This is a genomic window from Roseicyclus marinus (assembly GCF_036322625.1).
GTDB classification, from domain to species: Bacteria; Pseudomonadota; Alphaproteobacteria; order Rhodobacterales; family Rhodobacteraceae; genus Roseicyclus; species Roseicyclus marinus_A.
The window spans coordinates 643391-667606 of the sequence record NZ_AP027266.1; the positions used below are offsets into that span (position 1 = coordinate 643391).

Consider the following 24216-nt stretch of genomic DNA (forward strand, 5'->3'; position numbering starts at 1 on the left):
AGCGCATAGGGACGCTGATGCCTGATATCGGCTGGATGGAGCTTCTGGTGATCGGCATCGTCGCGCTGATCGTCGTGGGGCCCAAGGATCTTCCGATGATGTTCCGCAAGGTCGGCCAGTTCACGGGCCGCATCCGGGCCATGGCCAAGGATTTCCAGCGCGCCATGGACGAGGCCGCGGACGAAAGCGGCATGACCGAGCTGAACCGCGATCTGCGCAAGGCGGCGAGTTACGCCAGCAGCCCCCGCAAGGCGGGGATGAATGCGTTAAAGGATGCGTTCGGTGACGATCTGGATCTCGAGCTGGACCCCGACAAATATCCCGAGGGCAGCCAGAGCCGGAAGCTGGCCGAGGAAAAGGCCGCCGCCGCCAAGGCCCGCAAGGACGAGGCCGAGGCGCTGCGGCAGGCCAAGATCGACAAGACCATCGCCGACAAGACTGCCGCGGCCAAGGCTGCGGTGAAGGCCCCCGCTGATGCGCCGGCCAAGGCCCCCGTCGCGGAGGCAGGACCCGAGGCTGCCCAAGACCCGGCGGCGGCACCGGCCCGGAACGGAACGACCCAATCATGAGCGCGGAAGACCAGATCGACGACAGCTCGGCCCCGTTGATCGAGCATCTGGCCGAATTGCGGACCCGGCTGATCCGGTCGGTCCTGGCCTTTGTCGTGGGCATGGTGGCGATGTTCACCGTGGCCGAGCCGATCCTCGAATTCATCTCGCAGCCCTTGGCCGAAGTGTTGCGGGCGCGGGGCGAGGATGCGCGGCTGATCTTTACCGCGCCGCAGGAAAAGTTTTTCGTCCTGATCCGCATCTCGATCATCATGGGCTTTGCCGTGTCTTTCCCGGTGATCGCCCATCAGCTGTGGCGGTTCGTGGCACCGGGGCTTTACAAGTCGGAGAAGGGCGCGATCCTGCCTTTCCTGATCGCCTCGCCCGTTCTGTTCATGATGGGGGCGGCGTTTGCGCATTATGTCGTGACGCCGCTCGCGATGAATTTCTTCATCGGCTTTTCGGATGCGATCCCGGCGCTGGCCAATCTGATCGCGGGCGATGGCACGTTCCAGAATCCGGCGGGACCCGAGGAGGGGATACAGACCGTCTTCTTGGGGTCGGTGCGCGAAAGCCTCGATCTGACGTTGAAGTTCATCTTTGCCTTTGGCCTGTGTTTCCAGTTGCCGGTCCTGTTGACGCTGATGGGCAAGGCGGGGCTGGTAACGGCGCAGGGGCTGGGCAATGTGCGCAAATGGGCGGTCGTGGGGATCTTGACCCTTGCAGCCCTTGTGACGCCGCCCGACGTGGTGACGCAGCTGATCCTGTTCACCGTGGTCTACGGGCTTTACGAGGTGTCCATCGTGCTGGTGCGGCTGGTCGAGCGGTCGCGCATCAGGCGGCTGCGCGAAGAAGGCATCCTGGACGAAGACGAAGAGCTGTAATCGTGATGAATGACGAGGCCCTGACCCGCATCGCTGCGGCGCTGGAACGTATCGCGCCGCCGCCCGCGCCCGCACCCGATTGGCATGGGGCCACGGCCTTTGTCTGGCATGCGGAGCCGGATCGGTTGGAGCCGGTGGCCAAGGTGAACCGCGTGGACCTGTCGCTGCTGCATGGGGTGGACCGGTCGCGCGACACGCTCTTGGCCAATACCGCGCGGTTCGGGCAGGGATTGCCCGCGAACAATGCGCTGTTGTGGGGCGCGCGGGGGATGGGCAAATCCTCGCTCGTGAAAGCGGTGCATGCCGCCTGTCTGGCGGATGCGCCGGATCTGAAGCTGGTCGAGGTGCAGCGCGAGGATCTGGGCTCCATCGGGCGGCTGTTGACGCTGTTGCGCGCGGCCCCGGTGCGGGTGATCCTGTTTTGCGACGATCTGTCGTTTTCGCATGACGACCATCATTACAAGTCGCTCAAGGCGGTGCTGGATGGCGGCGTCGAGGGGCGGCCGGAGAACGTGATTTTCTACGCCACGTCGAACCGTCGCCACCTGATGCCGCGCGACATGATCGAGAATGAACGCTCGAGCGCGATCAACCCGTCGGAGGCGGTCGAGGAAAAGGTATCCCTGTCGGACCGGTTCGGGCTGTGGCTGGGGTTCCATCCCTGTTCGCAGGATGAATACCTGGCGATGATCGAGGGCTATTGCGCGGCCTATGGCGTGACGGTCGACAAGGCCGTGGTGGTGGCCGAGGCCATCGAATGGCAGGCGACGCGCGGGTCGCGGTCGGGCCGGGTGGCGTGGCAGTTTTTCTGCGACCTGGCGGGGCGGCACGGCGTCACCATCTGACGCGGGCAGGCGGGCGTCACCGTCTGAAGCGATTTGGTGGGCGTCACGATCTGACGCGGGCTGCGGGTGGGCCGCGCTTGAGCGCGGGCGGAACCATGGCCTTCCCATCGCGCGCGCCCCGTATTAGGTGAAACGGGTGAGATCCGAGGCGAAAGGCCGCGCATGTCGTTTTTCAAGAAGCTGAAGGACCGGATGCTGCGGTCATCCTCGAAGATCGACGAGGGGTTGGACGCGATCATCGAGGAGGGGGCAGGAGAGGCCGAAGCCACGCCGCCAGCTTCTGCGCCCGAGCCGGCGCCAGCGCCCGAGCCCCAACCCCAGCCAGAGGCAAAGCCTGCGCCTGAACCCGCGCCTGCCCCCATCCGGGTCGAGCCCGTGGCCGAGACCTCGGCCCCCAAACCCGGTTTCCTGGGCCGCCTGGTCGGGCGCAGCGCCGAGCCGCGTCGGGCGCTTGATGACGAGATGCTGGAAAGCCTCGAGGAATTGCTGATCGCCTCGGACATGGGGGTCGATATCGCGCTGCGCGTCACCGCCAACATGGCCGAGGGGCGGCATGGCAAGATGATGTCGGCCAGCGACATCAAGCGGCTCTTGGCCGCCGAGATCACCCGCGTGATGGAACCCGTGGCCCGCCCCCTGCCGATCTACCCGAAAAAGCCGCAGGTCGTGCTGGTCGTGGGTGTGAACGGATCGGGCAAGACCACGACCATCGGCAAGCTCGCGAGCCAGTTCAAGGCGGCGGGCAAATCGGTGGTGATCGCGGCGGGCGACACGTTCCGCGCGGCGGCGGTGGAGCAATTGCAGGTCTGGGGGCAGCGCGCCGGTGTGCCGGTCCTGACCGCGCCCGAAGGATCGGACCCGGCGGCGCTCGCCTATGACGCGATGGGCCGGGCCGAGGCCGAGGGGGCGGATCTGTTGATGATCGACACGGCGGGCCGGTTGCAGAACCGCGCCGACCTGATGGAGGAGCTGGCCAAGATCGTGCGCGTGATCCGCAAGAAGGACCCGGATGCGCCGCACAACACGATCCTCGTGCTGGATGCCACCACGGGGCAGAATGCGCTGAGCCAGGTCGAGACCTTCCAGAAGCTTGCCGATGTGTCGGGGCTGGTCATGACCAAGCTTGACGGCACGGCCAAGGGCGGTGTGCTGGTGGCGCTGGCCGACCGGTTCGGCCTGCCGATCCATGCCATCGGGGTGGGAGAGCAGATTGACGATCTGCAACCTTTCGACCCCGAGGAATTCGCCAATGCGCTGGTCGGTCTTGACCAATCCTGACCTCTGTCCACAGCCCCTGTGAGTGAAACGACATGAGCGCGTGGATCGCCTCGATCGAGGGGACGGCGGCGGCGGGCGGCTGGGCCACGCTGCTGGCGCTGCTGGCGGCGGTGCTGCACGCGATTTTCGGCGCGCTGCAAAAGGGGCGGCATGATCCGCTTCTGGCGCGGGGCGCGATCGATGCCTGTTACGGGCTGATGGCCGCGCCCTTTGCCTTTTTCGTCGTGCCATGGCCCGAGCCGCATATGTGGCCGATCTTTGCGGGCGCTTTCGTCATCCATGCCTTCTACAAATGGGCGACGCTGGCGAGCTACCGGCGCGGGGCCTATACGGTGGTCTACCCGGTGATGCGGGGCACGGGGCCGCTGTTTGCCATCCTCGGCGCATGGCTGGTGTTCGGAGAGGTCTTCACGCCCCTGCAATGGCTGGGTGTGGCGGTGCTTTTGGCGGGGCTTTACGGGCTTGCGGCCTACAACATGATCCATGTGACGCTCGACCGCGAGACGCTGGTGCCGGCCTTGTGGTTCGCGGTTCTGACGGGCCTTTTCGTCGCGCTTTACACGACCTATGACGCCTATGCGATCCGGGCGACGGAAGATCCCTTTACCTTTTTGGCATGGTTTTTCTTCATCGACGGGCTGTTGTTCCCGTTCCTCGCGCTCAGGTTCTGGCGCGGTCTGGCCGAGAAGCCGCCCCTGGGCCCGCTGGCGCTCCGCGGCCTTTTCGGAGGCCTTGTCGCCTTTGCCAGTTTCGGGTCGATCATGCTGGCCACGCGGCTGGACCAGGTGGGGCAGGCTGCGGTGTTGCGCGAAACCTCGACCGTATTCGCCGCGCTGATCGGCTGGCTGGTGCTGGGCGAAAGGGTGGGGCCGCGGCGGTTGGCGCTGATGGGGTTGATCGCGGCAGGCGCGGTGATAGTTCAGGTGGGTCGATGAAAGGATCGCCGATGCAGGTCGAAAAACCCGTCAACCCATGGCTGCGGCAGGCGCTGGAGCTGGGACCGCCGATCCTGTTCTTCCTCGCCTATATGCGGTTCCAGGATGCAAGCTGGACGATCGGGGGCCGCGACTATGACGGGTTCATCCTGGTCACGGCGGGGTTCGTGCCGCTGCTCCTGTTGTCCATGGCCGTTCTGTGGAAGCTGACGGGCAAGATCAGCCGCTTGCAGGTTTTCACCGCCGTGATGGTGGTGGTCTTCGGCGGGCTGACCGTCTGGCTCAATGACGAGCGGTTCTTCAAGATGAAGACGACGCTTGTTTACGGCTTTTTCGCCGTGACGCTCGGCATCGGGCTTTTGCGCGGGCAGGGCTGGCTCAAGGTCTTGATGGGGGAGATGCTGCCGATGACGGATCGCGGCTGGCTGATCCTGTCGCGGCGGATCGCGCTGGCCTTTGCGGTGATGGCGGTGGCCAACGAAGTCGTCTGGCGCACGCAATCGACGGAATTCTGGGTGACCTTCGAAACCTTTGGCCTGCCCGCGTTCCTGTTCGCGGCCTTCATGGCGCAGGCGAAACTCCTCGAGCGCGAAAGCCTCAGCGCCGGGGGGGACGGGACGGGCGGTCCTGCGGCTTGAGCGGCGTCTTCTTGCGGATTGGCGGTCGCTTGGGCTTGTCCTTGGCGACCGCATGGCCTTCGACGGCGGCCTCGAGCCCCAGCTGATCGCGCAGGACGCGCGGCTTGATCTCTTCCACCTCGCCCGGTTTCAGCGTGCCGAGCCGGAAAGGCCCGTAGGAGATGCGGATCAGCCGGTTCACCTCCAGCCCGATCTCGGCCATGGCGCGGCGGATCTCGCGGTTCTTGCCTTCGCGCAGCCCGATGGTGAGCCAGGCATTGGCCCCCTGCTGGCGGTCGAGCGTGGCCTCCATCCCCTGGAACCGCTCGCCTTCGATCACGAGGCCCTGCCGCAGGGGTGCCAGCATGGCATCGGTGGGCGTGCCCTTGACCCGCACCCGGTATTTCCGCAGCCAGCCGGTCGCGGGCAGTTCCAGCTTGCGCTTCAGGCCGCCGTCATTGGTGAGGAGAAGCAGCCCCTCGGAATTGAGGTCGAGCCGGCCCACGCTCATCACGCGCGGCATGCCGTCGGGGAGCTTGTCGAAGACCGTCTCGCGGCCCTTTTCATCCTTGGCCGTGGTCACGAGGCCCGTGGGCTTGTGATAGAGCCACAGGCGCGGGCGCTCGGCCTCGGCCACGGGTTTGCCGTCGACGGTGATCTGGTCGCGTTCGGTGACATTGAGCGCGGGGCTGTCGATGATCTTGCCGTTCACGGTGACGCGGCCCTCGGCGATCATGCGCTCCGCCTCGCGACGGGAGGCGATGCCGGCGCGGCTGAGACGTTTGGCGATGCGTTCGGGGTCTGACATGTCCGCCCGCATAGCGGTTTGACAGGCAAAGCGAAAGGCGGGATCACGGGGGCATGGACGGTTTCACCTCATTCATGGATGCGGCGCTGGCAGAGGCGCGGGCGGCGGCCCTGGCGGGCGAGGTGCCGGTGGGTGCTGTCGTGGTGCGCGAGGGCGTCGTGATCGCGCGGGCGCGCAACCGGATGCGGGAATTGGTCGATCCGACCGCCCATGCCGAGATGCTGGCGATAAGGGAGGCCTGCCGCGTGCTGGGATCGGAGCGGCTGACAGGTTGCGATCTCTGGGTGAGCCTCGAACCCTGCCCGGCCTGCGCGGGCGCCATCGCGGCGGCGCGGCTGTCGCGGCTTTATTACGCCGCCTCCGACCCGAAATCGGGCGGCGTGGCGCAGGGGCCGCGCGTCTTCGACCATCCGCAGGCGCATTGGGCGCCGGAGATCTATAGCGGGATCGGGGAGGCGGAGGCGGCGGCACTCCTGAAGGACTTCTTCGCGGCGCGGCGGTAGCTGGGGGCTCTGCCCCCGTCCTTCGGACTCCCCCGGAGTTTTTTCGCCAAGATGAAGCGCGAGGGTCCGTCTTCATCTTGGCCGAAAAACTCCCGCCGGAGGCTCCCGAAGGTGCCACCGGCGGAAGGGATCAGATGGGGACGACCGTCGCCATGCCCCGGGCCAGCGCGGTTGTCACGATGGCATCGGCCACGGCCAGATCCTGAAGACCGACGCCGGTGCCGTCGAAGAGCGTGATCTCGTCGGCGCTTTGGCGGCCCTTGTGGGTGCCGTTGATCACCGCGCCGATGGGGGTGACGCTGTCGGCATCGATCAGGCCCGAGGCGACGGCGTGTTGTGCCTCGCCGATGGTGACGCTCTGGGCGACCTCGTCACAGAAGACGGAGGCGCGGGCCAGAAGGGCGGCCTCCACCTCCTGCTTGCCCTTGGTGTCCGTGCCCATGCAGGCCAGGTGCGTGCCGGGCGAGACATGGTCGGCCAGAAGCGAGGGGGCGAAGCTGGAGGTGATGGTGATGATCACATCCGCGGCCCTCAGGCCCGGCAGGTCGACGGCGCGGAAGGGCAGGCCCATTTCCTCGGCCACGGCGGCGAGGCCCGGCAGCATCTCGGGGTGGTAGTTCCAGCCGATGACCTCGTCGAAAGCATGGGTTTCAAGGGCTGCGCGGAGCTGGAATTTCGCCTGGTGGCCCGCGCCGACCATGCCCAGCACCTTCGCGTCTTTCCGGGCCAGGTGCTTGATCGAGACGGAGGAGGCGGCCGCCGTCCTGAGCGCGGTCAGGAGATTGCCACCCACCATCGCCTTGACCCGACCGCTGTCGGGATCGAAGAGGAAGACCGTCGATTGGTGATTGATCAGCCCGCGCCGTTCGAGGTTGTGGGGCCAGTAGCCCCCCGCCTTGAGGCCGAGCACACCGCCCGCCGCATCGAAGCCGCCCTTGAAGCCGTAAAGTGCATCCTCGTGGCCCAGCGCCTCGCGCACCACGGGGAAATTCACCGCATCGCCCGAGGCCATGGCGGCGAAGACCTTTTCCACCGCGTCGAAGGAAGCTTGCCGCGTCAGGAGATCGGCAATCATCCCTTCCGGGACGATTGCCAGTTCATGGGCGGGGGTCTTGCCGCCATCCATGCTCAATACGCCTTGCCGCGTGCGGAGACGGGCCAGACGACCTCGACCTTGCCGCCGCGCACGCCGACATACCAGTCGTGGACGTTGCAGGTGGGATCGCAATGGCCGGGCACGAGGCGCAGCTTGTCGTTCACTTTCAGCACGCCCTCGGGGTCGGCCACGACGCCGTGTTCATCGGAGCATTTGACGTATTGCACGTCGGTGCGGCCGAAGATGACCGGCAGGCCGCTGTCGACCGATTGCGCCTTGAGGCCAGCATCGACGATGGCCTTGTCGGCCTTGGCGTGGGACATGACGCTCGTCAGGATGAAGAGCGCGTTTTCCCATTCGCCCTGGTCGATGCGCTTGCCGTTTTGATCGAGGATGCGGCCGTAATCGGCATCCATGAAGGCGTAGGAGCCGCACTGGAGCTCGTTGTAGACGCCCGAGGTGCTTTCGAAATAATAGGAGCCGGTGCCGCCGCCGCCGACGATGTCGCACTCGAGCCCCTCGGCTTTGAGCGTGTCCACGGCGTCTTTCACCATGGCGACCGCGACCGCGATCTTGGCCTTGCGGTCTTCGTAGCTGTCCATGTGCTGCATCGCGCCCTGGTAGGCCTGGAGGCCCGCGAATTTCAGGCCCGGTGCGGCGTCGATGGCCTTGGCGATCTCGACGACGGCGGGCGTGGTGGTCACGCCGCAGCGGCCCGCGCCGCAGTCGATTTCGACGAGGCATTCGATCTGGGTGCCGTGCTTGACGGCAGCGGCCGACAGATCGGCGACATTGGCCACGTCATCGACGCAGCAGATGGTGCGCGCGCCGAGTTTCGGCATGCGGGCCAGGCGGTCGATCTTGGCGGGTTCGCGGACCTGGTTGGAGACGAGCACATCCTTGATGCCGCCGCGGGCGAAAACCTCGGCCTCGGACACCTTCTGGCAGCAGACGCCGCAGGCGCCGCCGAGTTCCACCTGGAGTTTCGCCACGTCGACGGATTTGTGCATCTTGCCATGCACCCGGTGGCGCATCCCGTGGGCCTTGGCGTAATCGCCCATCTTCTTGATGTTCCGCTCGAGCGCGTCGAGGTCGAGGATCAGGCAGGGCGTCTGGATTTCGGCCTCGGGCATGCCGGGCAGGGCGGGGATGTCGTAGCCGACTTCGAGGGTTTCGATATCGATATGGTCTTTCATGGTGCGTTCCATTTTTTGGTGCGGGATGGTGGGTTTCACCCACCCTACGGGATTCGGATTTCGGGTCGTGTGAGGTGGGTTTCACCCACCCTGCGGGGGTTTTGATGCGGGCGTAGGGTGGGCAATCCTGCCCACCATGTTCTGCCCACCATTTGCCTTACATCCAGGGCAGCTTGCCCAGGTCGACATTGCCGCCGGTGATGATCACGCCGACGCGCTTGCCGCGGAAGACCTCGGGGTTCTTGATGATCGTGGCCAGCGGCACGGCGCAGCTGGGTTCCATCACGATCTTCATCCGTTCCCAGGTCAGGCGCATGGCGTCGATGATTTCCTGCTCGCTGGCGGTCAGGATATCGGTGACGTGCTGCGAGACGAAATGCCAGGTGTTTTCCTTGAGCGGCACCTTGAGCCCGTCGGCGATGGTGTTGGGCGCGTCATCGGCGATGATGTGGCCCGCCTTGAACGAGCGGTAGGCGTCATCGGCCTGTTCGGGTTCGGCGGCGTAGATTTCCACATGCGGCGCGATGTTGGACAGCGTCAGGCAGCAGCCCGAGACCATGCCGCCGCCGCCGATGGGGGCGATCACGGCATCGAGGCCTTCGACCTGTTCCATCAGCTCGCGCGAGCAGGTGGCCTGTCCCGCGATGACGCGGGGGTCGTTGTAGGGATGGACGAAATCGGCCCCGGTGCGGGCGTGCACCTCGGCAAAGACGGCTTCGCGCGAGGTGGTCGAGGGTTCGCATTCGGTGATCGTGCCGCCATAGCCGCGCACGGCGGCCTTTTTCGCCTCGGGGGCGGTGCGGGGCATGACCACGTGGCAGGGGATGCCGCGACGCCCTGCGGCATAGGAGAGTGACAGCGCGTGGTTGCCCGAGCTGTGCGTCGCAACACCCTTGGCCGCCATCTCCTCGGACAGGCCGAAGACGGCATTGGAGGCGCCGCGCACCTTGAAGGCGCCGGCTTTCTGGAAGTTCTCGCATTTGAAGAACAGGTCCGCGCCGGTCAGTTCGTTCATGAATTGCGAGGTCAGGACGGGCGTGCGGTGGATGTAGGGCTTGATCCGCTCATGGGCGGCCAGCACGTCGTCATAGGTCGGGATATGGCTCTCGATCGCGTCTTTCATGGTCTTCCCCTCATTCGGCGGCCAGCGCCACGGGCGCGGCGGTGGTGCGGTAGATCTCTTGCGCGGCGGCGACGCCCGAGCCGAGGCGGATGTCGAGACCCAGATCGGCCATGGCCATTTCGACCGTGGCGAGGCCCGAGAGCATCATCGCGTCCGTCAGGCTGCCCAGGTGGCCGATGCGGAAGACCTTGCCCGCGACCTGGCCCAGGCCCGCACCGAAGGCCATGCCGTAGCGGCGGCTGGCATGGGTGACGATGCGGCCCGCGTCGAAGCCTTCGGGGGTGCGGATCGCGCTGACCGTGTCGGAATAGAGATCGGGGCGGGCGGCACAGAGCTCCATCCCCCAGGCGGCGACGGCGGCGCGCACGCCCGAGGCGATGCGGGTGTGGCGGGCGAAGACATTGTCGAGACCTTCGTCCATCAGCATGTCGGAGGCGACCTTGAGCCCGTGCAGGAGGCCCACGGCAGGCGTGTAGGGATAGCCGTTGACGGCGTAGCCCTTCACCATGTCGCGGATGTCGAAATAGGTGCGGGGCAGGCCGCCGGTTTCGACGGCAGCCATCGCCTTGGGCGAGAAGGCCGCGATGCCGAGGCCCGCGGGCAGCATGAAGCCCTTTTGGCTGCCGGTGACGGCCACGTCGATCTTCCAGCCGTCGAATTCGAAGGGCATGGAGCCGATGGAGCTGACGCCGTCGACGAAGAGAAGCGCGGGGTGTTTGGCCGCATCCATGGCGCGGCGCACGCCCGCGATATCGGAGCGGACGCCGGTCGCGGTCTCGTTATGGGTGGCGAGAACGGCCTTGATCTTGTGCGACGTGTCGGCGGTGAGGATCTCCTCGAACCGCGCGGTGGGGATGCCTTCGCCCCAGGGGGTTTCGACGATCTCCACGATCAGTCCATGGCGCTGGCACATGTCGATCCATTTCTGGGAGAACATGCCGTTGCGCGCGGCAAGGACCGTATCGCCGGGGTTGAGCGTGTTGGTAATGGCCGTTTCCCAACCGCCGGTGCCGGTGGAGGGGAAGAGGAACACCTCGGCGACGCTGGAGCGGATCACGCGCTTCACCCCGTTGCGGGCGGGGTGGAGGATGTCCTTGAACAGGTCGGAGCGGTGGTCGATCGTCGGCATGTCGCAGGCCCGGCGCAGGCTTTCGGGCATGTTGGTCGGGCCGGGAATGAAGACCGGGTTTTGCAGGCTCATCTGGGTCTCTCCTCATCTCTTGTGGCTAAGGTAGAGCGCGCGGGCCCTGCGCACAATTTTTTTGAAAAGGTTTTTCAAAAATGGTAGCGTAGGGGTATTGCAATATTTTTCAGTGACTTATAATTTTTCACATGGTGAAAGAGTTTTTCACTGCACCGCAGCGAGGGTCAAATGCGTGACGATCAAGCCGCCGATTCCGCCCGTTCCGGGGGCCAGCGCGCCCGGGGGCGCCCCAAGGCCTGGGAGGACAAGACCGACCAGAACACGATCAAATCGCTGGATCGGGCCATGGCGGTTTTCGAGCATCTGTCGGCCATGCCCGGTGCGACATTGTCGGAGCTGGCCGCCGAAACCGACCAGTCGCCTGCCACGACCTATCGCATCCTGACCACGCTGGAGGCGCGGGGCCTCGTGGAATTCGAGGCAGGCGCGCAGCTGTGGCATATCGGGCCGCGCGCCTTCCTGATCGGGGCGCGCTATTTGCGGCGCACATCGGTGGTGGACCGGGCACGGCCGATCCTGCGCAAGCTGATGGAGGCGACGGGAGAGACCGCGAACCTTGGCATCGCGCGGGAGGCGCATGTGCTGTTCGTGAGCCAGGTGGAAAGCCATGCCTCGATCCGGGCTTTCTTTCCGCCGGGCACGCTGTCGCCCATGCATGCCTCGGGCATCGGCAAGGCGCTTTTGGCGCAGATGAGCGATGACCGGCTTTCGCGCTACATCGCGACCGCGCCCCTGGACCGGTTCACGGCGCGGACATTGACCGATCCGGGCGATCTGCGCGCCGATCTGCAGGAGACGCGGGCGCGGGGCTATGCGATCGACGACGAGGAGAAGAACGAGGGGATGCGCTGCATCGCGGCCGCCGTTTTCGACTGGAACGGGGAGGCGGTGGCGGGGCTGTCGGTATCGGGGCCGGTGAGCCGGGTTTCTGTGCGCGAGACGCCAAAGTTGGCCGAGGCGGTGGCGCGGGCGGCGGCGGACCTGTCGGCGGCGCTGGGCGCCGGGGCGCGGGGTTAGAGTGCGGCGCGTTCATTCGCATTCAAGCGCCGCACTCTGACCTTTTGATTTCGCATGTCCGGGGAGCGCAAAACCGGTTCCCACTTTTGCGCGACATGCTCTGGGTCAGGCGGTCTGGGGCAGCGCGCTGTCGAGGCTGCGTTGCAGGATCGTGAGAAAGGCCTGGGCCGGGCGGATCATCGGCACGCGGGCCGGGCGCAGGACGCAGAGCTGCACATCGCCAAGCACCATGGGCAAGCGCCGGGTTTCGGGCGCATCGCCCAGAAAGACGGTTTCGGGAAAGACGGCGATCCGGCCCGGTTGCGACAGAAGGTCCGCGACCTGTGCCGCGACAAGTGTCGTGGTCGTGCCGGGGTCGAGCCGGTGGCGGCGCAAGGCGTGGCTGAGGGCCGAGCGCGTGCCGGTGGGCGCAGGCGGCAGGAGCAGGCGCTGGTCCACCATGTCCCAGAGCGTCGTCGGCGCATGGGGATCGTGGCGGGCGCAATGGGCGGTGACGGGCACGCGGATGGCGTGGACCACCTCGACCGCGTCATCGGTTTCGGGATTGGTGAGGATCGCGAGATCTGCCTCGCGCCGATGGAGGGGCAGGGTGGTGTCATCGGTGACGAGCGTGACGGAGACGCCGGGGAAGGCATCCTCGAAGGCGCGCAGCGCTTGCAGGACAAGGCCCGCGCCGATGTCGGAGCCGAGGCAGATGTCGAGCGTGCCGCTGACGCCCTCGCGCAGGTGGCCAAGCTAGGCGCGCAGGTCGTCGAAGGCCACGAGGTGGCGGTCCAGCAGATTGAGCAGCAATTCGCCCGCCATGGTCAGCCGCACGCCCCCCGGCACGCGGTCGAAGACGGGCAGGCCCAATTCCTCTTCGAAGCTCTGGACGGAACGGTTGAGGGCGGAGGGCGAGATCGCGAGGTTCTCGGCCGCCTTTCGGATGGAGCCGGTGCGCTGGATCAGGCGGATCGCGCGGTAGATCTTGAGGTGGCGCATTGGCGCAGGTCCCGATGGTGGTGCAGAAATTGCACCACTCTGCCGTCAAATTAACGGCAGACAACACAGGGTCAATCCGCGTTCACTTTGCTGCGGCAGCGAAGTGACTGCTTGTGAACCTGGGACCCAATTATGAAAAAACTCCTTCTTGCCAGTGCGATGTCGGTTGCTTGCGCCCATGCTGCAAGCGCGGAAATCCGAGTCGGCATCCTCCATTCGCTGACCGGGACGATGGCAATCTCGGAAACCACGCTGCGCGATGTCATGCTGATGCTGATCGAACAGCAAAATGCCGCCGGTGGCTTGCTGGGGCAGGAGATCGTGCCGGTGGTCGTGGACCCGGCCTCGGATTGGCCGCTCTTTGCCGAGCGCGCGCGCGAATTGCTGACCGTGAACGAGGTCGACGTGATCTTTGGCGCATGGACCAGCGTGAGCCGCAAATCGGTGCTACCGGTTCTGGAGGAACTGAACGGGCTGATGTTCTACCCGGTGCAATACGAGGGCGAGGAATCGAGCCGCAACGTGTTCTACACCGGGGCCGCGCCGAACCAGCAGGCGATCCCGGCGGTGGATTACTACCTGAACGAGCTGGGGGTCGAGGTCTTTGCCCTGCTCGGCACCGATTACGTCTATCCGCGCACGACGAACCGCATCCTGGAGCAATACCTGCTCGATGCGGGCATTCCGCAGGAAAACATCTTCGTCAACTACACGCCCTTCGGTCAGTCGGATTGGTCGTCGATCGTGGCCGATGTCGTGGCGCTGGGCGCGGGCGGCCAGCAGGTCGGCGTGATCTCGACCATCAACGGCGATGCGAATGTGGGCTTTTACGCGGAACTGGCGGCGCAGGGCGTGTCTGCCGACGATATCCCGGTCGTGGCCTTTTCGGTCGGCGAAGAGGAACTGGCCGGGTTCGACACCGCGCCGCTGGCGGGCCATCTGGCGGCATGGAACTATTTCATGAGCGCCGATACGCCCGAGAACGAAGCCTTCATCGAAGCGTGGCACGCCTATATCGGCGATGAGGCCCGTCCGACGAACGACCCGATGGAAGCCCATTACATCGGCTTCAACATGTGGGTGCAGGCGGTCGAGGCGGCGGGCACCACGGATGTGGATGCGGTGCGCGAGGCGATGTACGGCATCCAGGTGCCGAACCTGACCGGTGGCATCGCGGAAATGCTGCCCAACCATCACCTGACCAAGCCGGTTCTGATCGGGGAAATCCGGGCGGACGGACAGTTCGACATCATCAGCCAGACGGATCCCGTGCCGGGTGACGCCTGGACCGATTTCCTGCCGGAATCGGCGGTGCTGGAAAGCGATTGGCCGGGCCTGGGCTGCGGGATGTACAACACCCAGACCAACACCTGCGTGCAGATCCAGTCGAATTACTGAGCCGATGCTTGCGGCGGGTGGCCCTGATCCCTGGGCCGCCCGCACCCCTTTTTTCCGAGCAGTTGCAGAATGATACGACGTTTTTTCGCGGTGCTGGCCGTGGCGTTACTGGCGCTGGGTCATGGCCCGCGCGCCATGGCGCAAGAGGCGGGCGCGGGGCTGCAGGCCTTGTTGCAGGTCGAGGCCGATCTGGTGGCCAATGCCTCGCGGCAGACGGTGCAACAGGTGCTGGACAGGTTGATCGCAAGCGAGCTGCCGGAGGTTCCGGGCTTTCTGACGCGCTGGGCGGCGCGCGAGGTCTACCAGAGGCAATCGGACGGGCTGTTCGTCTATGTGGCCGATCCCGATGGCGACCCGCTGGTCCTGGTCGATATCGTCACGGGGGCGGAGATCGGGACGGCGACAAGCCGCGAGGTGGCGCAGTTGCGGCCCAACAGGGGTGTGCAGACGGTCATCGACTCGGCACTCGTGGCGTTCCAGTTGGCGTCCGACGATCCGGCGGAACGGTTGGCGGCGCTGGCGGCCATCGACGACGCCCCCGAGGAGGGGCATCTGGCGCTGTTGCGCGCGCTTTTGGAGGTCGAGAGCGACCCCGAGGTTGCCCAAGTGGCCGAGGTGCTGTTGCCCAAGCTTGTCATCGCCTTTGACGATGACGATGCCGACCGGGTGGCGGCCATCGAAAGCCTTGCGGGCAACGTGAGCCTTGCCGCGCGCGCCACGCTGAACCCGCTTTTGGCCGTGACGAGCGGGGTGGGCGTGGCGCTGCCCGAGGGGGTGAACCTGGCCCGCGTGCTGGAGCCGGGGCGCGATATCGAGGCGGCGGCGGCTTATGCGATGCTGGTGGCCGACGGCCTGGCCCCGCCGCTCGTCAGCCGCGCCGAAGAGCGCGACATCCTCGCTGCGCAGGTGGTCGAGGGGCGGGTCGGGGGCGTGCCGGTGGCGCAGCTCGATACGGAAGAGGCGCGCGACCGGGCCTATGCGGCGCTGGTGGCCCAAGGACTGGCCCAGCCCGCGCCCACGGAGGCGGAGGTGGCGGCGGCGCTGGCGGCGCATGTGTTTTACGAGGTCTACCGGGAACCGTCCGTGGCGGTGACGGATGCGGCGCGCGCCACGCTGGAGGGGATCGAGATGCGGGTGGGCGCCTATCGCGCGCTCGACCTGTCGCTGGACGGGTTGTCGCTTGCCTCGATCTATTTTCTTGCGGCCATCGGGCTTGCCATCACTTTCGGCGTGATGGGGGTCATCAACATGGCCCATGGCGAATTCATCATGATCGGGGCCTATACCGGCTACGTGGTGCAGACCATCGTGCCCGATTACACGCTGTCGATTGCCATCGCGATCCCGCTTGCCTTTGCGGTGACATTCGCGGGCGGGGTGGCGATGGAGCGGCTGGTGATCCGGTGGCTGTATCACCGACCGCTCGAGACGCTGCTGGCGACATTCGGGATTTCCATCGCGCTGCAACAGATCGTGCGCCAGATCTTTGGCACGCAGGCCCGCCCGCTGACGCCGCCCGATTGGCTGGCGGGGTCGGTCGCGATCAATGACGTGGTGTCGATCTCGTCGATCCGGATCGCGATTTTCCTGCTCGGCGTGGTGTTTTTCGTGCTGCTCTGGCTGGTGCTGAACCGCACGCGGCTGGGGCTGGAGGTGCGGGCGGTCACGCAGAACCCGGCCATGGCGGCCTCGATGGGGATCAACCCGGACCGGATCAACATGCTGACATTCGGCCTTGGGTCGGGGATCGCGGGGATCGCCGGTGTGGCCATCGGGCTCTTCGCGCAGGTCGTGCCGGACCTTGGGTCCAACTACATCGTGCAGAGCTTCATGACGGTCGTGGTGGGCGGTGTCGGCAATATCTTCGGCACGCTGATCGGGGCGGGGATGATCGGGGGTTTGCAGAAATTCATCGAATGGCTGAACCCCACGAACACGCTGGCCGCGCAGACCTACATGATCCTCTTCGTGATCCTGTTCATCCAGTTCCGTCCGCGCGGCATCATCGCGCTGCGCGGTCGTGCGGCGGGGGATTGAGATGGAACGCTCGATCTTTGCCCGCAACCCGTCGGTGCCGATCTTCATCGGGGTGCTGACGCTGTTGGCGCTGGGCGTGACGGTGATGTCGGAAGCCTATGGCACCGGCGCGCTGTCGGTCAGTTTCACCAAGGTTCTGGGGATGACGCTGTGCCTGTGCCTTGCGGCTTTGGCGATGGACCTGGTCTGGGGCTATTGCGGCATCCTGAGCCTTGGGCATTTCGCCTTTTTCGGGCTGGGGGGCTATGTGATCGGCATGTGGCTGATGACGGCCCGGACCGAGGATGTGGTGCGCGCCAGCCTTGCGGGCGCGGTGATCCCGCCGACCGAGGCGGAGGTGAGCGAGGCGACGGCGGCGCAGATCTTTTCGGTGGTGGGGGCGAGCGATTGGCCCTGGATGTGGGCGGCGGCTGACAACCTGTTCCTGACGCTTTTGCTGGTCGTGCTGGTGCCGGGGGCGCTGGCGCTGGTCTTTGGCTGGCTGGCGTTTCGTAGCCGGGTGACGGGGGTCTACCTGTCGATCCTGACGCAGGCGATGACGCTCGCCCTGTCGCTTTACCTGTTCCAGAACGACACGGGGTTGCGCGGCAACAACGGCCTGTCGGGGTTGCAGAACATCCCCGGTCTGGACGCGGTGGGGCAGGACCGGATCTCGATCTGGTTCTTCTGGGCCTCGGCCGCCGCGCTGGGGCTGGCCTATGTCGGGGCGGTCTGGCTGGTGTCGGGCAAGTTCGGCAACATCATCCGGGGCATCCGCGACGACGAGCAGCGGGTCAGGTTCCTGGGCTACCGGGTCGAGGGCTACAAGCTCTTTGTCTTCACCCTGACGGGGGTGATCTGCGGCATCGCGGGGGCGCTTTATTATCCGCAGGCGGGGATCGTGAACCCTGACGAGATCGCGCCCATCGCCTCCATCTACCTGGCGGTCTGGGTCGCCATCGGGGGCAGGGGGCGGCTTTACGGGGCGGTGATCGGGGCTGCGGCAGTGTCGCTCTTGTCGACCTATTTCACCGGCGGGCGGGCCCCCGACATCGATCTGGGCGTCTATGTCATCGCTTGGGTCGATTGGTGGCCGGTCCTGCTCGGTCTGGGCTTCGTGCTGGTCACGCTGTTTGCGCCCAAGGGGCTGGGCGGGCTGGTCGATTACATCGTCAGGAAGGACCGCGCATGAACTCGCTTCTGGAGGTGCAGGGGATTTCCGTCAGCTTCGACGGGTTCCGCGCGATCAACAACCTGAGCTTCGTCATCGGCTGCCCCGAGATGCGGGCGGTGATCGGGCCCAATGGTGCGGGCAAGACGACCTTCATGGATATCGTGACGGGCAAGACGCGGCCCGATACGGGCAGCGTGCGCTGGGGGGAGACGGGCCGGTCGCTTCTGGCGATGTCGGAGGCGCAGATCGCGCAGGTGGGGGTTGGGCGCAAGTTCCAGCGGCCCACCGTGTTCGAAGACCAGAGCGTCTGGGACAATCTGCGGGTATCGCTGAAAAAACCGCGCGGGCCGATCGCGGCCTTGTTCGACCGGGTGAGCGAGGCCGATCGCGCGCGGATCGACGAGATCGCGGCCGAGATCGGCCTGTCCGAGCATCTGGAGCGGCCTGCGGGCATCCTGAGCCATGGGCAGAAGCAATGGCTCGAGATCGGGATGCTTTTGGCGCAGGACCCCAAGCTGTTGCTGGTGGATGAGCCGGCAGCGGGCATGACGACCGAGGAGCGGGAACATACGACCGCGTTGCTCAAGCGGTTGGCGCAAAGCCATGCGGTCGTCGTGGTCGAACATGACATGGAATTCGTGCGACGGCTCGAATGCCGGGTGACGGTGCTGCACGAGGGATCGGTTCTGGCCGAAGGCTCGCTTGATCACGTGATGGCCGATGAACGGGTCATCGAAGTTTACCTGGGGCGCTGAGATGCTGGAAACGCGAGATCTGACGCTTCACTACGGCGGCAGCCAGATCCTGAACGGCGTGTCGCTGACCGCCCCCAAGGGGCAGGTGACCTGCGTCATGGGCACGAACGGGGTGGGCAAGACATCGCTGATGAAGGCGATTGCGGGGACGCATGCGCGGTCGGGCGGCGAGGTGATCCTGAACGGGCAGGCGCTGCCGAAACTGCCCGCGCACAGGCTGGCGCAGATGGGGGTGGGATATGTGCCGCAGGGGCGGATGATCTTTCCGTTGCTGACGGTGCGCGAGAACCTGGAAACGGGGCTTGCCTGCCTGCCGAAGGCGGAGCGGGTGGTGCCCGAGCGGATCTACGAGATGTTCCCGGTCCTGAAGGAGATGCAGAACCGGCGCGGTGGCGATCTGTCGGGGGGGCAGCAGCAGCAGCTGGCCATCGGTCGGGCGCTGGTGACGCGGCCCAGGCTCTTGCTGATGGACGAGCCGACCGAGGGCATCCAGCCCAATATCATCCAGCTGATCGGACGGGTGATCGAACAGCTGCGCGCCGAGGGCGAGATGGCCATCGTTCTGGTCGAGCAATATTTCGATTTCGCCTATGGGCTGGCGGATCGGTTCCACGTGCTGAGCCGGGGTGCGACGGTGTTTTCGGCGGCCAAGGCCGACACGACGCGCGAGGCGGTTCAGGCGGCGTTCAGTCTGAAGGGGTGAAGGGTGGAGGCGAGTACCGGAATCGAACCGGTCTACACGGATTTGCAATCCGCTGCGTAACCTCTCCGCCAACTCGCCGCCGAGGGTGTGGCGTGTGACCTACCCCAAGGACGGGTCCGGTGCAAGCCGCGATAGGGGGCATCGTCGCAGCCGCCCACGCTGGCGTTGCGCGTCAGGGCGGGATGTGCCAAGAGCTTTCTTGCAGGATAACTATACGGAATGGTTCAGTTCCCATGGCCGACTTTGCAGAACGCCGCCGCACGATGGTCGATACACAGGTGCGTCCGTCGGACGTGACCAGTTTCACCGTGATTGACGCCATGTTGGCGGTCCCGCGCGAGGTTTTCGTGCCGCCTGCGGCGCGCGATCTTGCCTATGTCGGCGGACCCGTTGCCCTGAGCGCTGGCCGCCAGCTGATGGAGCCGCGCACGATCGCCAAGATGCTGAGCGCGCTTGAAATCACGCCGCGCGACCTGGTGCTCGAGATCGGGCCGGGCACAGGCTATACCACGGCGCTCCTGGCGCGGATGGCCGATGCGGTCGTGGCGGTCGAGGAAGACGAGGCGCTGGCCCGCGATGCCGAGGCCGCGCTGCTGGCGCAAGGCGTGGACAATGCCGCCGTTCTGACCGGTCCGCTGGCCGAGGGATCGCGCCGCAACGGGCCGTATGACGCCATTGCCATTTTCGCGGGTGTAGAGCAGATTCCGCAAGTCTTGCTCGACCAGGTGAAAGAGGGTGGCCGGATCATTGCGGTATTCCTGCAAGGGCAGCTGGGAGAAGTGCGCTTGGGTGTGAAAACCCATGGACTTGTCACGTGGCGCATGGAATTCAATGCAACGGCACCCGTGCTGTCGGGCTTTGCCGAGACACCCAGCTTCGTGTTCTGAGGCGTTGTGTACCTATTGACCCACAGGCGGGTCGCGTACCGGTTCTACATGGCGACAAAAAGGATTGAGGCAATGATCGGCAGGTTTGCGAGGATCGGGCGTGTTGCCCTGGCTGCGACGGCACTGGCGCTGGTCCTGCCGGGCGTGTCCGCGGCCGAAAGCCTGCGGCAGGTCATGGCGGATGCCTATACCAATTCCCAGTTGCTGGAGCAGAACCGCTACCTGTTGCGCGTGCAGGACGAGAGCGTGAACCTGGCCTATGCGGCACTGTTGCCGACGGCGGATTTCGTCGCCTCCACCTCGCGCGACCTGGTGAACAACACCACCACGACGACCTTTCGGTTGCTGGGCGAGATCTCGATCTACCAGGGCGGGTCGCGGATTGCCGCGCGCCGGTCTGCCGAAGCGGCCGTGAACGCGGCGCGTCAGCAGCTTGTGTCGCTGGAGCAGCAGGTGCTGCTCGATGCCGTGACGGCCTATCTGGAAGTTTGGGAAGCCACGCAGATCGTGGATGTGCGCGAGCGCAACGTGCGGGTTCTGAGCGAGCAGTTGCGCGCGGCCCGCGACCGGTTCGAGGTGGGCGAGGATACGCGCACCGACGTGGCGCAGGCCGAATCGCAACTGGCGACCGCGCGCTCGGCGCTGGCCGCAGCGCAAGGCACGCTCGAGATCGCGCGGGAATTGTTCAACATCGCCGTTGGGCGCTATCCCAACGGTTTGCCCGATCCCGGCGGATTGCCGCGCCTGCCCGCCTCGGAAGCGGCGGCGCAGGATTTGGCGCGGCAGGTGCACCCGGCGGTGCAGGCCCGCCAGTTCGAGGTGACGGCGGCTGAATTCGGGGTCGAGGAAGCGCGCGGCGCGACGCGTCCCCAGATCTCGATCGATCTGTCGGCTGGCGAAACGGTCCGCGCCCCCACCGTGCGTCAGGAAGGCGAAAGCGCCAGCATCGGCTTGACGCTGACCCAGCCGCTTTATCGCGGGGGGCGTCTGCCGGCGCTGGAGCGTCAGGCGCTCGCGCAGGTGGAGGCCGTGCGCTATGGGTTGAACCAGCAGGTTCTCGTGAACCTTCAGACTGTCGGCAATGCCTATGCGCGCCTGCGGATCGCGACGGCGCAGATCCAGGCATCGGATCAGCGGATCCGGGCGGCCCAGCTGGCCTTTGAGGGCGTGCGCGAGGAAGCCGCCCTGGGCGCGCGGACGACCCTTGATGTGCTGGATGCGGAACAGGATCTGCTGGAGGCCCGCATCGGTCGGATCGAGGCGCAATCGGATCTGTATTCGGCGTCCTATGGCATTCTGGCGGCGGCGGGCCTGTTGACGGTCACGCATCTGGAATTGCCGGTGCCGCAATATGACGTGGATGCCTATCCGGCGGCTTTCCCCGGTGGTCGTCCCCGCATCGCCTCGCCGCAGGGCGACCGGTTGGACGCGCTCCTGCAGGCCATCGGCCGCGACTGACCGGCGTCTTCTTGCGCTGAGCGCGGGGTCCAGCAATCCGTTGTGTGACCGCAGCGTTGCGGCTATGGTTCACCCAAGCCCCCCAGACGAGGGGACGTGGTGCGTGGATGTGCTGTCCGGCAGGAACGTGCTGGTGCGGCACGCCACCATGCCGGTCGAGGAGTGAGCGGTCATGTCGGAACCTGCGAAATCCGCCAATGAGATCGAGGACGTGCTGTCGTCGATCCGGCGTCTTGTGTCGGAAGGTCAGGCAAGCGTCGCGCCAAGCCGGCTGGTGCTGACCCCTGCGCAGCGCGTCGTGGAGCCGGATGATCCCTGGGCCCCGGTGCCCGATGCGGCCACTGCCCCCGATGCCACCGCCCCCGTTACGGGTGCTGCAGATCCCGCATGGGGTCTTGAGGACCGTCTGTCGGATTGGGGCGAGATCGAGAGCAGCGGGCAGGAAGCCGTCGAAGAGGCCTTGGCCGAACGGTCCGTGGCGGTTCCGCCGGGGCCTGCGGACGCGATCGGGGCCGTTGCCGCCTTGTCGGGCGAGGCGGAGGATGACGGGCAGGACCAGCCTGCCTTCGAAGCGGAGACGGGCGATACGAATTGGCCGGACGCAGGCGCCACGCGCACGCTGCGCGATCTGGCGCTTGTGCGGGGACACCCCGTGCAGGATGTCGGGGCGGAGCCCGAGGTGCCCGAGCAAGGCCGTGAGGGCATGGCCGTGGTGGGCGAGGGCGATGCCCCCCAGCACGATGATGCGGTGACGGACGCGGCGCGGGTGGCTGAAACGCCCGAAACGATGCCAGCCGAAGACAGCGCAGACGATGGCGCCACCCCTGATGCCACCACGCCCCAAGACGAAGGGGCAGAGGCGGTGCCGGGCGAGGTGGAGGCCGCTGCCGTGGCTGAGGCGAACCCTGTTGCGGAGGCCGAAAATATGGCTGACGCCGAGGGTGTGGCCGAGACAGAGGTGGCGGCAAAGGCCCCGCCCCGGATGTTCTCGCGCCCGATCCGGCGCGACCCGGAGCCTGTCACGGGTGCGGATGCCGATAGCGACATGGACGAGGATGACGATCTGGATGTGGAGGATCTGGGCGACGATCCGCAGCCGTTCAGCTTTCCCGAAACCGAGGATGGCATCCTCGACGAAGAGACGCTGCGCCAGATCGTGGCCGACGTGGTGCGCGCGGAATTGCAGGGCGTGCTTGGTCAGCGCATCACGCGCAACGTGCGCAAGATGGTGCGCCGCGAAGTCAGGCTGGCGCTTGCCGCGCAAGAGCTGGAGTGAGGTGGGCGTGCTGTCCGCGCGCCTGCCCTTGATCCCTGTCGGCCCTGCCCCAAGGTAGAGCGCATGTTTCCCCTGCGCGATCACAACCCGTCGAACCGCACCCCCTTTGTGACCTGGGGGCTGATCGTCGTGAACGTGCTGATCTTCCTGAGCTATTATCCGGCGATGTCGGGGTCCGAGCGGATGCTGATGGGCTTTTACGCCGAATGGGCGCTGGTGCCGGCCGAGGTGCTGCGCGGGCAGGATGGTCATACGGTCGTGACCTCGATGTTCCTGCACGGGGGCTGGATGCATCTGATCGGGAACATGCTGTTCCTTTATATCTTCGGCGACAATCTCGAGGATCTGCTGGGCCATGTGACCTTTCTGGCCTTTTACCTCGCGTCGGGCGTGGCTGCGGCGGCGGGGCAGATCATCGCGGGGCCGGGATCGACCGTGCCGATGGTCGGGGCCTCGGGGGCGATTGCGGGGGTGATGGGAGCCTATCTGCTGTTCTTTCCGCGCGCGCGGATCGACGTGCTGGTGATCATCGTCATCCTGATCCGGGTCTTTACCATACCTGCCTGGCTGATGCTGGGGCTATGGTTCGGCCTGCAGCTTGTGAACGGGTTGTCGATGGATGTGGCGGGAGGCGGTGTCGCCTATTGGGCGCATGCGGGCGGGTTCGTGGCCGGTGTGCTTCTGGTGCTGCCGGCCTGGCTGCGGCGCGGGGGGCCGCGCTACTGGGCCGAATGGCACGGCAAGCCACCGCATGACGAAGTGGAATATGTGATGGAGCGCAGCCGCCGCAGCCCGATCCCGAGGGTGCGCCGTGTCCAGACGGACCGCAGCGCAACGAGGCCCCTGGCCGATCTTGGGCGCATTCCACGCAGCGGGAGCCGTCGGGGGCCGCGCACGCCGTGGTCGGGCGGCCAGGACTGAGAACGCCAAAATCGGCCTGCGCAAGCGGCTTTGTGCGGTCGCTTGCGGCAAAATATTGACAAAATCTTGATGAAATTGCGACAGCGCCTATATCTGGCGTCTTGGAGCCGGACAAACTACTGAAACCTGTGCGTATTGTTCAACAGCCATGCAGTGAGCGCATATCAAGCTTGTGATATTCGCATCACAGAATCGCACAAGGATCGGGCAGAAGGGTCCCCACGCCGGAAACGCAAGAGCAAAAAAGGACGACGAAATGCGGGATTTCGTTGATGGCACTGCCTTCAACTTCGAACAAGGCCAACGGGCGCGCAAGCTTTTTGCCGCCGTGGTTCTTGCCGCGCTCGATGATGCGATCGCGGATGACAAGAAATATGGGAACGGCCCCGAGCAGATCGCCCGCTGGGCGCGGTCGCGCGACGGTCGTGAAGTTCTCAGCTGCGCCGGCATCGATCCCAATGAACGTGTGGTCAAGGGTCTGATGGCGTTCGTGGCACAGGGTGTGCGGACCTCGGTCGCGCTCAGCCGCGAGGAAAGCGAGCGTCGCCACCAGGCAGACGCCGAGGCCGAAGCCGCCTGAGCGACAGGGTGAT

25 protein-coding genes and 1 tRNA gene are annotated in these 24216 nt (G+C 65.9%); 18 read left to right on the forward strand and 8 right to left on the reverse strand.

Annotation, left to right across the window (positions count from 1 at the left end; genetic code table 11):
- The first annotated feature begins 17 nt into the window (after window positions 1–17).
- From tatB to AABA51_RS03160, 6 genes are all read left to right on the forward strand, one after another.
- Window positions 18–569 carry a Sec-independent protein translocase protein TatB gene (tatB, locus tag AABA51_RS03135; protein ID WP_338274324.1) on the forward strand — a complete coding sequence of 184 codons (552 nt, stop codon included), beginning with the start codon at window positions 18–20 and terminating at the stop codon, window positions 567–569.
- Complete coding sequence (tatC, locus tag AABA51_RS03140) at window positions 566–1432, forward strand: twin-arginine translocase subunit TatC (protein ID WP_338274326.1); 867 nt, start codon at window positions 566–568, stop codon at window positions 1430–1432. The genes tatB and tatC overlap by 4 nt, the downstream gene beginning before the upstream one ends.
- A 5-nt stretch (window positions 1433–1437) precedes the next feature.
- On the forward strand, window positions 1438–2277 hold the full coding sequence (locus AABA51_RS03145; protein WP_338274328.1) for an ATP-binding protein: 840 nt from the start codon (window positions 1438–1440) through the stop codon (window positions 2275–2277).
- Between the two features lie 162 nt (window positions 2278–2439).
- On the forward strand, window positions 2440–3555 hold the full coding sequence (gene ftsY, locus AABA51_RS03150) for a signal recognition particle-docking protein FtsY (RefSeq protein WP_338274330.1): 1116 nt from the start codon (window positions 2440–2442) through the stop codon (window positions 3553–3555).
- A gap of 32 nt (window positions 3556–3587) precedes the next feature.
- On the forward strand, window positions 3588–4490 hold the full coding sequence (locus AABA51_RS03155) for an EamA family transporter (RefSeq protein WP_338274332.1): 903 nt from the start codon (window positions 3588–3590) through the stop codon (window positions 4488–4490).
- Complete coding sequence (locus AABA51_RS03160; protein WP_338274335.1) at window positions 4487–5128, forward strand: inner membrane-spanning protein YciB; 642 nt, start codon at window positions 4487–4489, stop codon at window positions 5126–5128. Before AABA51_RS03155 ends, AABA51_RS03160 begins: the two co-directional genes overlap by 4 nt.
- Here AABA51_RS03160 and AABA51_RS03165 read toward each other — a convergent pair.
- Window positions 5088–5915: a pseudouridine synthase gene (locus AABA51_RS03165; protein ID WP_338274336.1), complete on the reverse strand. Its 828-nt coding sequence runs from the start codon at window positions 5913–5915 to the stop codon at window positions 5088–5090. The genes AABA51_RS03160 and AABA51_RS03165 overlap by 41 nt on opposite strands.
- A 53-nt stretch (window positions 5916–5968) precedes the next feature.
- On the opposite strand from AABA51_RS03165, the gene AABA51_RS03170 reads away from it, so the two are divergent.
- Window positions 5969–6418: a nucleoside deaminase gene (locus tag AABA51_RS03170; protein ID WP_338274338.1), complete on the forward strand. Its 450-nt coding sequence runs from the start codon at window positions 5969–5971 to the stop codon at window positions 6416–6418.
- A gap of 130 nt (window positions 6419–6548) precedes the next feature.
- Here the strand turns inward: AABA51_RS03170 and bhcD are convergent, their stop codons facing one another.
- The 4 genes from bhcD to bhcA all read right to left on the reverse strand — a co-directional run bounded on the left by bhcD (window position 6549) and on the right by bhcA (window position 11034).
- Window positions 6549–7514, reverse strand: coding sequence for an iminosuccinate reductase BhcD (bhcD, locus tag AABA51_RS03175; RefSeq protein ID WP_338276413.1), 966 nt, complete (start codon window positions 7512–7514; stop codon window positions 6549–6551).
- 32 nt (window positions 7515–7546) lie between these two features.
- The gene (bhcC, locus tag AABA51_RS03180; protein ID WP_338274340.1) at window positions 7547–8710 is read right to left on the reverse strand and encodes a 3-hydroxy-D-aspartate aldolase BhcC; all 1164 of its coding nucleotides are present in this window, start codon (window positions 8708–8710) and stop codon (window positions 7547–7549) included.
- A 157-nt stretch (window positions 8711–8867) separates the two neighbouring features.
- Entirely contained in the window at window positions 8868–9833 is a 966-nt protein-coding gene (gene bhcB, locus AABA51_RS03185) for a beta-hydroxyaspartate dehydratase BhcB (RefSeq protein WP_338274342.1), read from the reverse strand.
- A gap of 10 nt (window positions 9834–9843) precedes the next feature.
- Window positions 9844–11034 carry an L-aspartate--glyoxylate aminotransferase BhcA gene (gene bhcA, locus AABA51_RS03190; protein WP_338274344.1) on the reverse strand — a complete coding sequence of 397 codons (1191 nt, stop codon included), beginning with the start codon at window positions 11032–11034 and terminating at the stop codon, window positions 9844–9846.
- Between the two features lie 171 nt (window positions 11035–11205).
- Here bhcA and bhcR point away from each other — a divergent pair, with 171 nt between their 5' ends.
- Entirely contained in the window at window positions 11206–12054 is an 849-nt protein-coding gene (gene bhcR / locus AABA51_RS03195) for an HTH-type transcriptional regulator BhcR (protein WP_338274346.1), read from the forward strand.
- 105 nt (window positions 12055–12159) lie between these two features.
- Here the strand turns inward: bhcR and AABA51_RS03200 are convergent, their stop codons facing one another.
- Window positions 12160–12780 (reverse strand): substrate-binding domain-containing protein, encoded by a 621-nt coding sequence (locus AABA51_RS03200; protein WP_338276415.1) that lies wholly within the window; start codon window positions 12778–12780, stop codon window positions 12160–12162.
- A 9-nt stretch (window positions 12781–12789) separates the two neighbouring features.
- Window positions 12790–13035 (reverse strand): helix-turn-helix domain-containing protein, encoded by a 246-nt coding sequence (locus tag AABA51_RS03205; RefSeq protein ID WP_338274347.1) that lies wholly within the window; start codon window positions 13033–13035, stop codon window positions 12790–12792.
- Window positions 13036–13194: 159 nt separating this feature from the next.
- Here AABA51_RS03205 and urtA point away from each other — a divergent pair, with 159 nt between their 5' ends.
- The 5 genes from urtA to urtE all read left to right on the forward strand — a co-directional run bounded on the left by urtA (window position 13195) and on the right by urtE (window position 19081).
- A complete protein-coding gene (gene urtA / locus AABA51_RS03210) occupies window positions 13195–14433 on the forward strand; it encodes an urea ABC transporter substrate-binding protein (protein ID WP_416916711.1) in 1239 nt (412 codons plus the stop codon).
- A 69-nt stretch (window positions 14434–14502) separates the two neighbouring features.
- A complete protein-coding gene (gene urtB, locus AABA51_RS03215; RefSeq protein ID WP_338274350.1) occupies window positions 14503–16470 on the forward strand; it encodes an urea ABC transporter permease subunit UrtB in 1968 nt (655 codons plus the stop codon).
- A 1-nt stretch (window position 16471) separates the two neighbouring features.
- On the forward strand, window positions 16472–17641 hold the full coding sequence (urtC, locus tag AABA51_RS03220; RefSeq protein WP_338274352.1) for an urea ABC transporter permease subunit UrtC: 1170 nt from the start codon (window positions 16472–16474) through the stop codon (window positions 17639–17641).
- Window positions 17638–18378, forward strand: a complete 741-nt coding sequence (gene urtD / locus AABA51_RS03225) for an urea ABC transporter ATP-binding protein UrtD (RefSeq protein WP_338274354.1) — start codon at window positions 17638–17640, stop codon at window positions 18376–18378. Before urtC ends, urtD begins: the two co-directional genes overlap by 4 nt.
- A 1-nt stretch (window position 18379) precedes the next feature.
- Window positions 18380–19081, forward strand: coding sequence for an urea ABC transporter ATP-binding subunit UrtE (gene urtE / locus AABA51_RS03230; protein WP_338274355.1), 702 nt, complete (start codon window positions 18380–18382; stop codon window positions 19079–19081).
- Window positions 19082–19085: 4 nt separating this feature from the next.
- Here urtE and AABA51_RS03235 read toward each other — a convergent pair.
- Window positions 19086–19159 (reverse strand) — tRNA-Cys (locus AABA51_RS03235).
- Between the two features lie 155 nt (window positions 19160–19314).
- Between AABA51_RS03235 and AABA51_RS03240 the strand changes: the two genes are divergently transcribed.
- From AABA51_RS03240 to AABA51_RS03260, 5 genes are all read left to right on the forward strand, one after another.
- Window positions 19315–19968: a protein-L-isoaspartate O-methyltransferase family protein gene (locus AABA51_RS03240; protein ID WP_338274357.1), complete on the forward strand. Its 654-nt coding sequence runs from the start codon at window positions 19315–19317 to the stop codon at window positions 19966–19968.
- A gap of 72 nt (window positions 19969–20040) precedes the next feature.
- The gene (locus tag AABA51_RS03245; protein WP_338274359.1) at window positions 20041–21426 is read left to right on the forward strand and encodes a TolC family outer membrane protein; all 1386 of its coding nucleotides are present in this window, start codon (window positions 20041–20043) and stop codon (window positions 21424–21426) included.
- A gap of 172 nt (window positions 21427–21598) precedes the next feature.
- Window positions 21599–22702 carry a hypothetical protein gene (locus tag AABA51_RS03250; protein WP_338274362.1) on the forward strand — a complete coding sequence of 368 codons (1104 nt, stop codon included), beginning with the start codon at window positions 21599–21601 and terminating at the stop codon, window positions 22700–22702.
- A gap of 63 nt (window positions 22703–22765) precedes the next feature.
- Window positions 22766–23623 carry a rhomboid family intramembrane serine protease gene (locus AABA51_RS03255; RefSeq protein WP_338274364.1) on the forward strand — a complete coding sequence of 286 codons (858 nt, stop codon included), beginning with the start codon at window positions 22766–22768 and terminating at the stop codon, window positions 23621–23623.
- A 256-nt stretch (window positions 23624–23879) separates the two neighbouring features.
- Complete coding sequence (locus AABA51_RS03260) at window positions 23880–24203, forward strand: DUF6280 family protein (RefSeq protein ID WP_277824070.1); 324 nt, start codon at window positions 23880–23882, stop codon at window positions 24201–24203.
- The last annotated feature ends 13 nt before the right edge of the window (window positions 24204–24216 follow it).

Excerpts from the sequence above, each read along its gene's own strand:
- AABA51_RS03260 (WP_277824070.1), top strand. The coding sequence starts at position 23,880 with ATGCGGGATTTCGTTGATGGCACTGCCTTCAACTTCGAACAAGGCCAA.
- bhcB (WP_338274342.1), bottom strand. The coding sequence starts at position 9,833 with ATGAAAGACGCGATCGAGAGCCATATCCCGACCTATGACGACGTGCTG.
- ftsY (WP_338274330.1), top strand. The coding sequence starts at position 2,440 with ATGTCGTTTTTCAAGAAGCTGAAGGACCGGATGCTGCGGTCATCCTCG.
- AABA51_RS03250 (WP_338274362.1), top strand. The coding sequence starts at position 21,599 with ATGTCGGAACCTGCGAAATCCGCCAATGAGATCGAGGACGTGCTGTCG.
- bhcA (WP_338274344.1), bottom strand. The coding sequence starts at position 11,034 with ATGAGCCTGCAAAACCCGGTCTTCATTCCCGGCCCGACCAACATGCCC.
- AABA51_RS03165 (WP_338274336.1), bottom strand. The coding sequence starts at position 5,915 with ATGTCAGACCCCGAACGCATCGCCAAACGTCTCAGCCGCGCCGGCATC.
- urtC (WP_338274352.1), top strand. The coding sequence starts at position 16,472 with ATGGAACGCTCGATCTTTGCCCGCAACCCGTCGGTGCCGATCTTCATC.
- bhcR (WP_338274346.1), top strand. The coding sequence starts at position 11,206 with ATGCGTGACGATCAAGCCGCCGATTCCGCCCGTTCCGGGGGCCAGCGC.
- tatC (WP_338274326.1), top strand. The coding sequence starts at position 566 with ATGAGCGCGGAAGACCAGATCGACGACAGCTCGGCCCCGTTGATCGAG.
- tatB (WP_338274324.1), top strand. The coding sequence starts at position 18 with ATGCCTGATATCGGCTGGATGGAGCTTCTGGTGATCGGCATCGTCGCG.
- AABA51_RS03145 (WP_338274328.1), top strand. The coding sequence starts at position 1,438 with ATGAATGACGAGGCCCTGACCCGCATCGCTGCGGCGCTGGAACGTATC.
- AABA51_RS03205 (WP_338274347.1), bottom strand. The coding sequence starts at position 13,035 with ATGCGCCACCTCAAGATCTACCGCGCGATCCGCCTGATCCAGCGCACC.
- urtA (WP_416916711.1), top strand. The coding sequence starts at position 13,195 with ATGTCGGTTGCTTGCGCCCATGCTGCAAGCGCGGAAATCCGAGTCGGC.
- AABA51_RS03160 (WP_338274335.1), top strand. The coding sequence starts at position 4,487 with ATGAAAGGATCGCCGATGCAGGTCGAAAAACCCGTCAACCCATGGCTG.
- AABA51_RS03245 (WP_338274359.1), top strand. The coding sequence starts at position 20,041 with ATGATCGGCAGGTTTGCGAGGATCGGGCGTGTTGCCCTGGCTGCGACG.
- AABA51_RS03170 (WP_338274338.1), top strand. The coding sequence starts at position 5,969 with ATGGACGGTTTCACCTCATTCATGGATGCGGCGCTGGCAGAGGCGCGG.
- AABA51_RS03255 (WP_338274364.1), top strand. The coding sequence starts at position 22,766 with ATGTTTCCCCTGCGCGATCACAACCCGTCGAACCGCACCCCCTTTGTG.
- bhcC (WP_338274340.1), bottom strand. The coding sequence starts at position 8,710 with ATGAAAGACCATATCGATATCGAAACCCTCGAAGTCGGCTACGACATC.
- urtE (WP_338274355.1), top strand. The coding sequence starts at position 18,380 with ATGCTGGAAACGCGAGATCTGACGCTTCACTACGGCGGCAGCCAGATC.
- AABA51_RS03240 (WP_338274357.1), top strand. The coding sequence starts at position 19,315 with ATGGCCGACTTTGCAGAACGCCGCCGCACGATGGTCGATACACAGGTG.
- urtD (WP_338274354.1), top strand. The coding sequence starts at position 17,638 with ATGAACTCGCTTCTGGAGGTGCAGGGGATTTCCGTCAGCTTCGACGGG.
- urtB (WP_338274350.1), top strand. The coding sequence starts at position 14,503 with ATGATACGACGTTTTTTCGCGGTGCTGGCCGTGGCGTTACTGGCGCTG.
- AABA51_RS03155 (WP_338274332.1), top strand. The coding sequence starts at position 3,588 with ATGAGCGCGTGGATCGCCTCGATCGAGGGGACGGCGGCGGCGGGCGGC.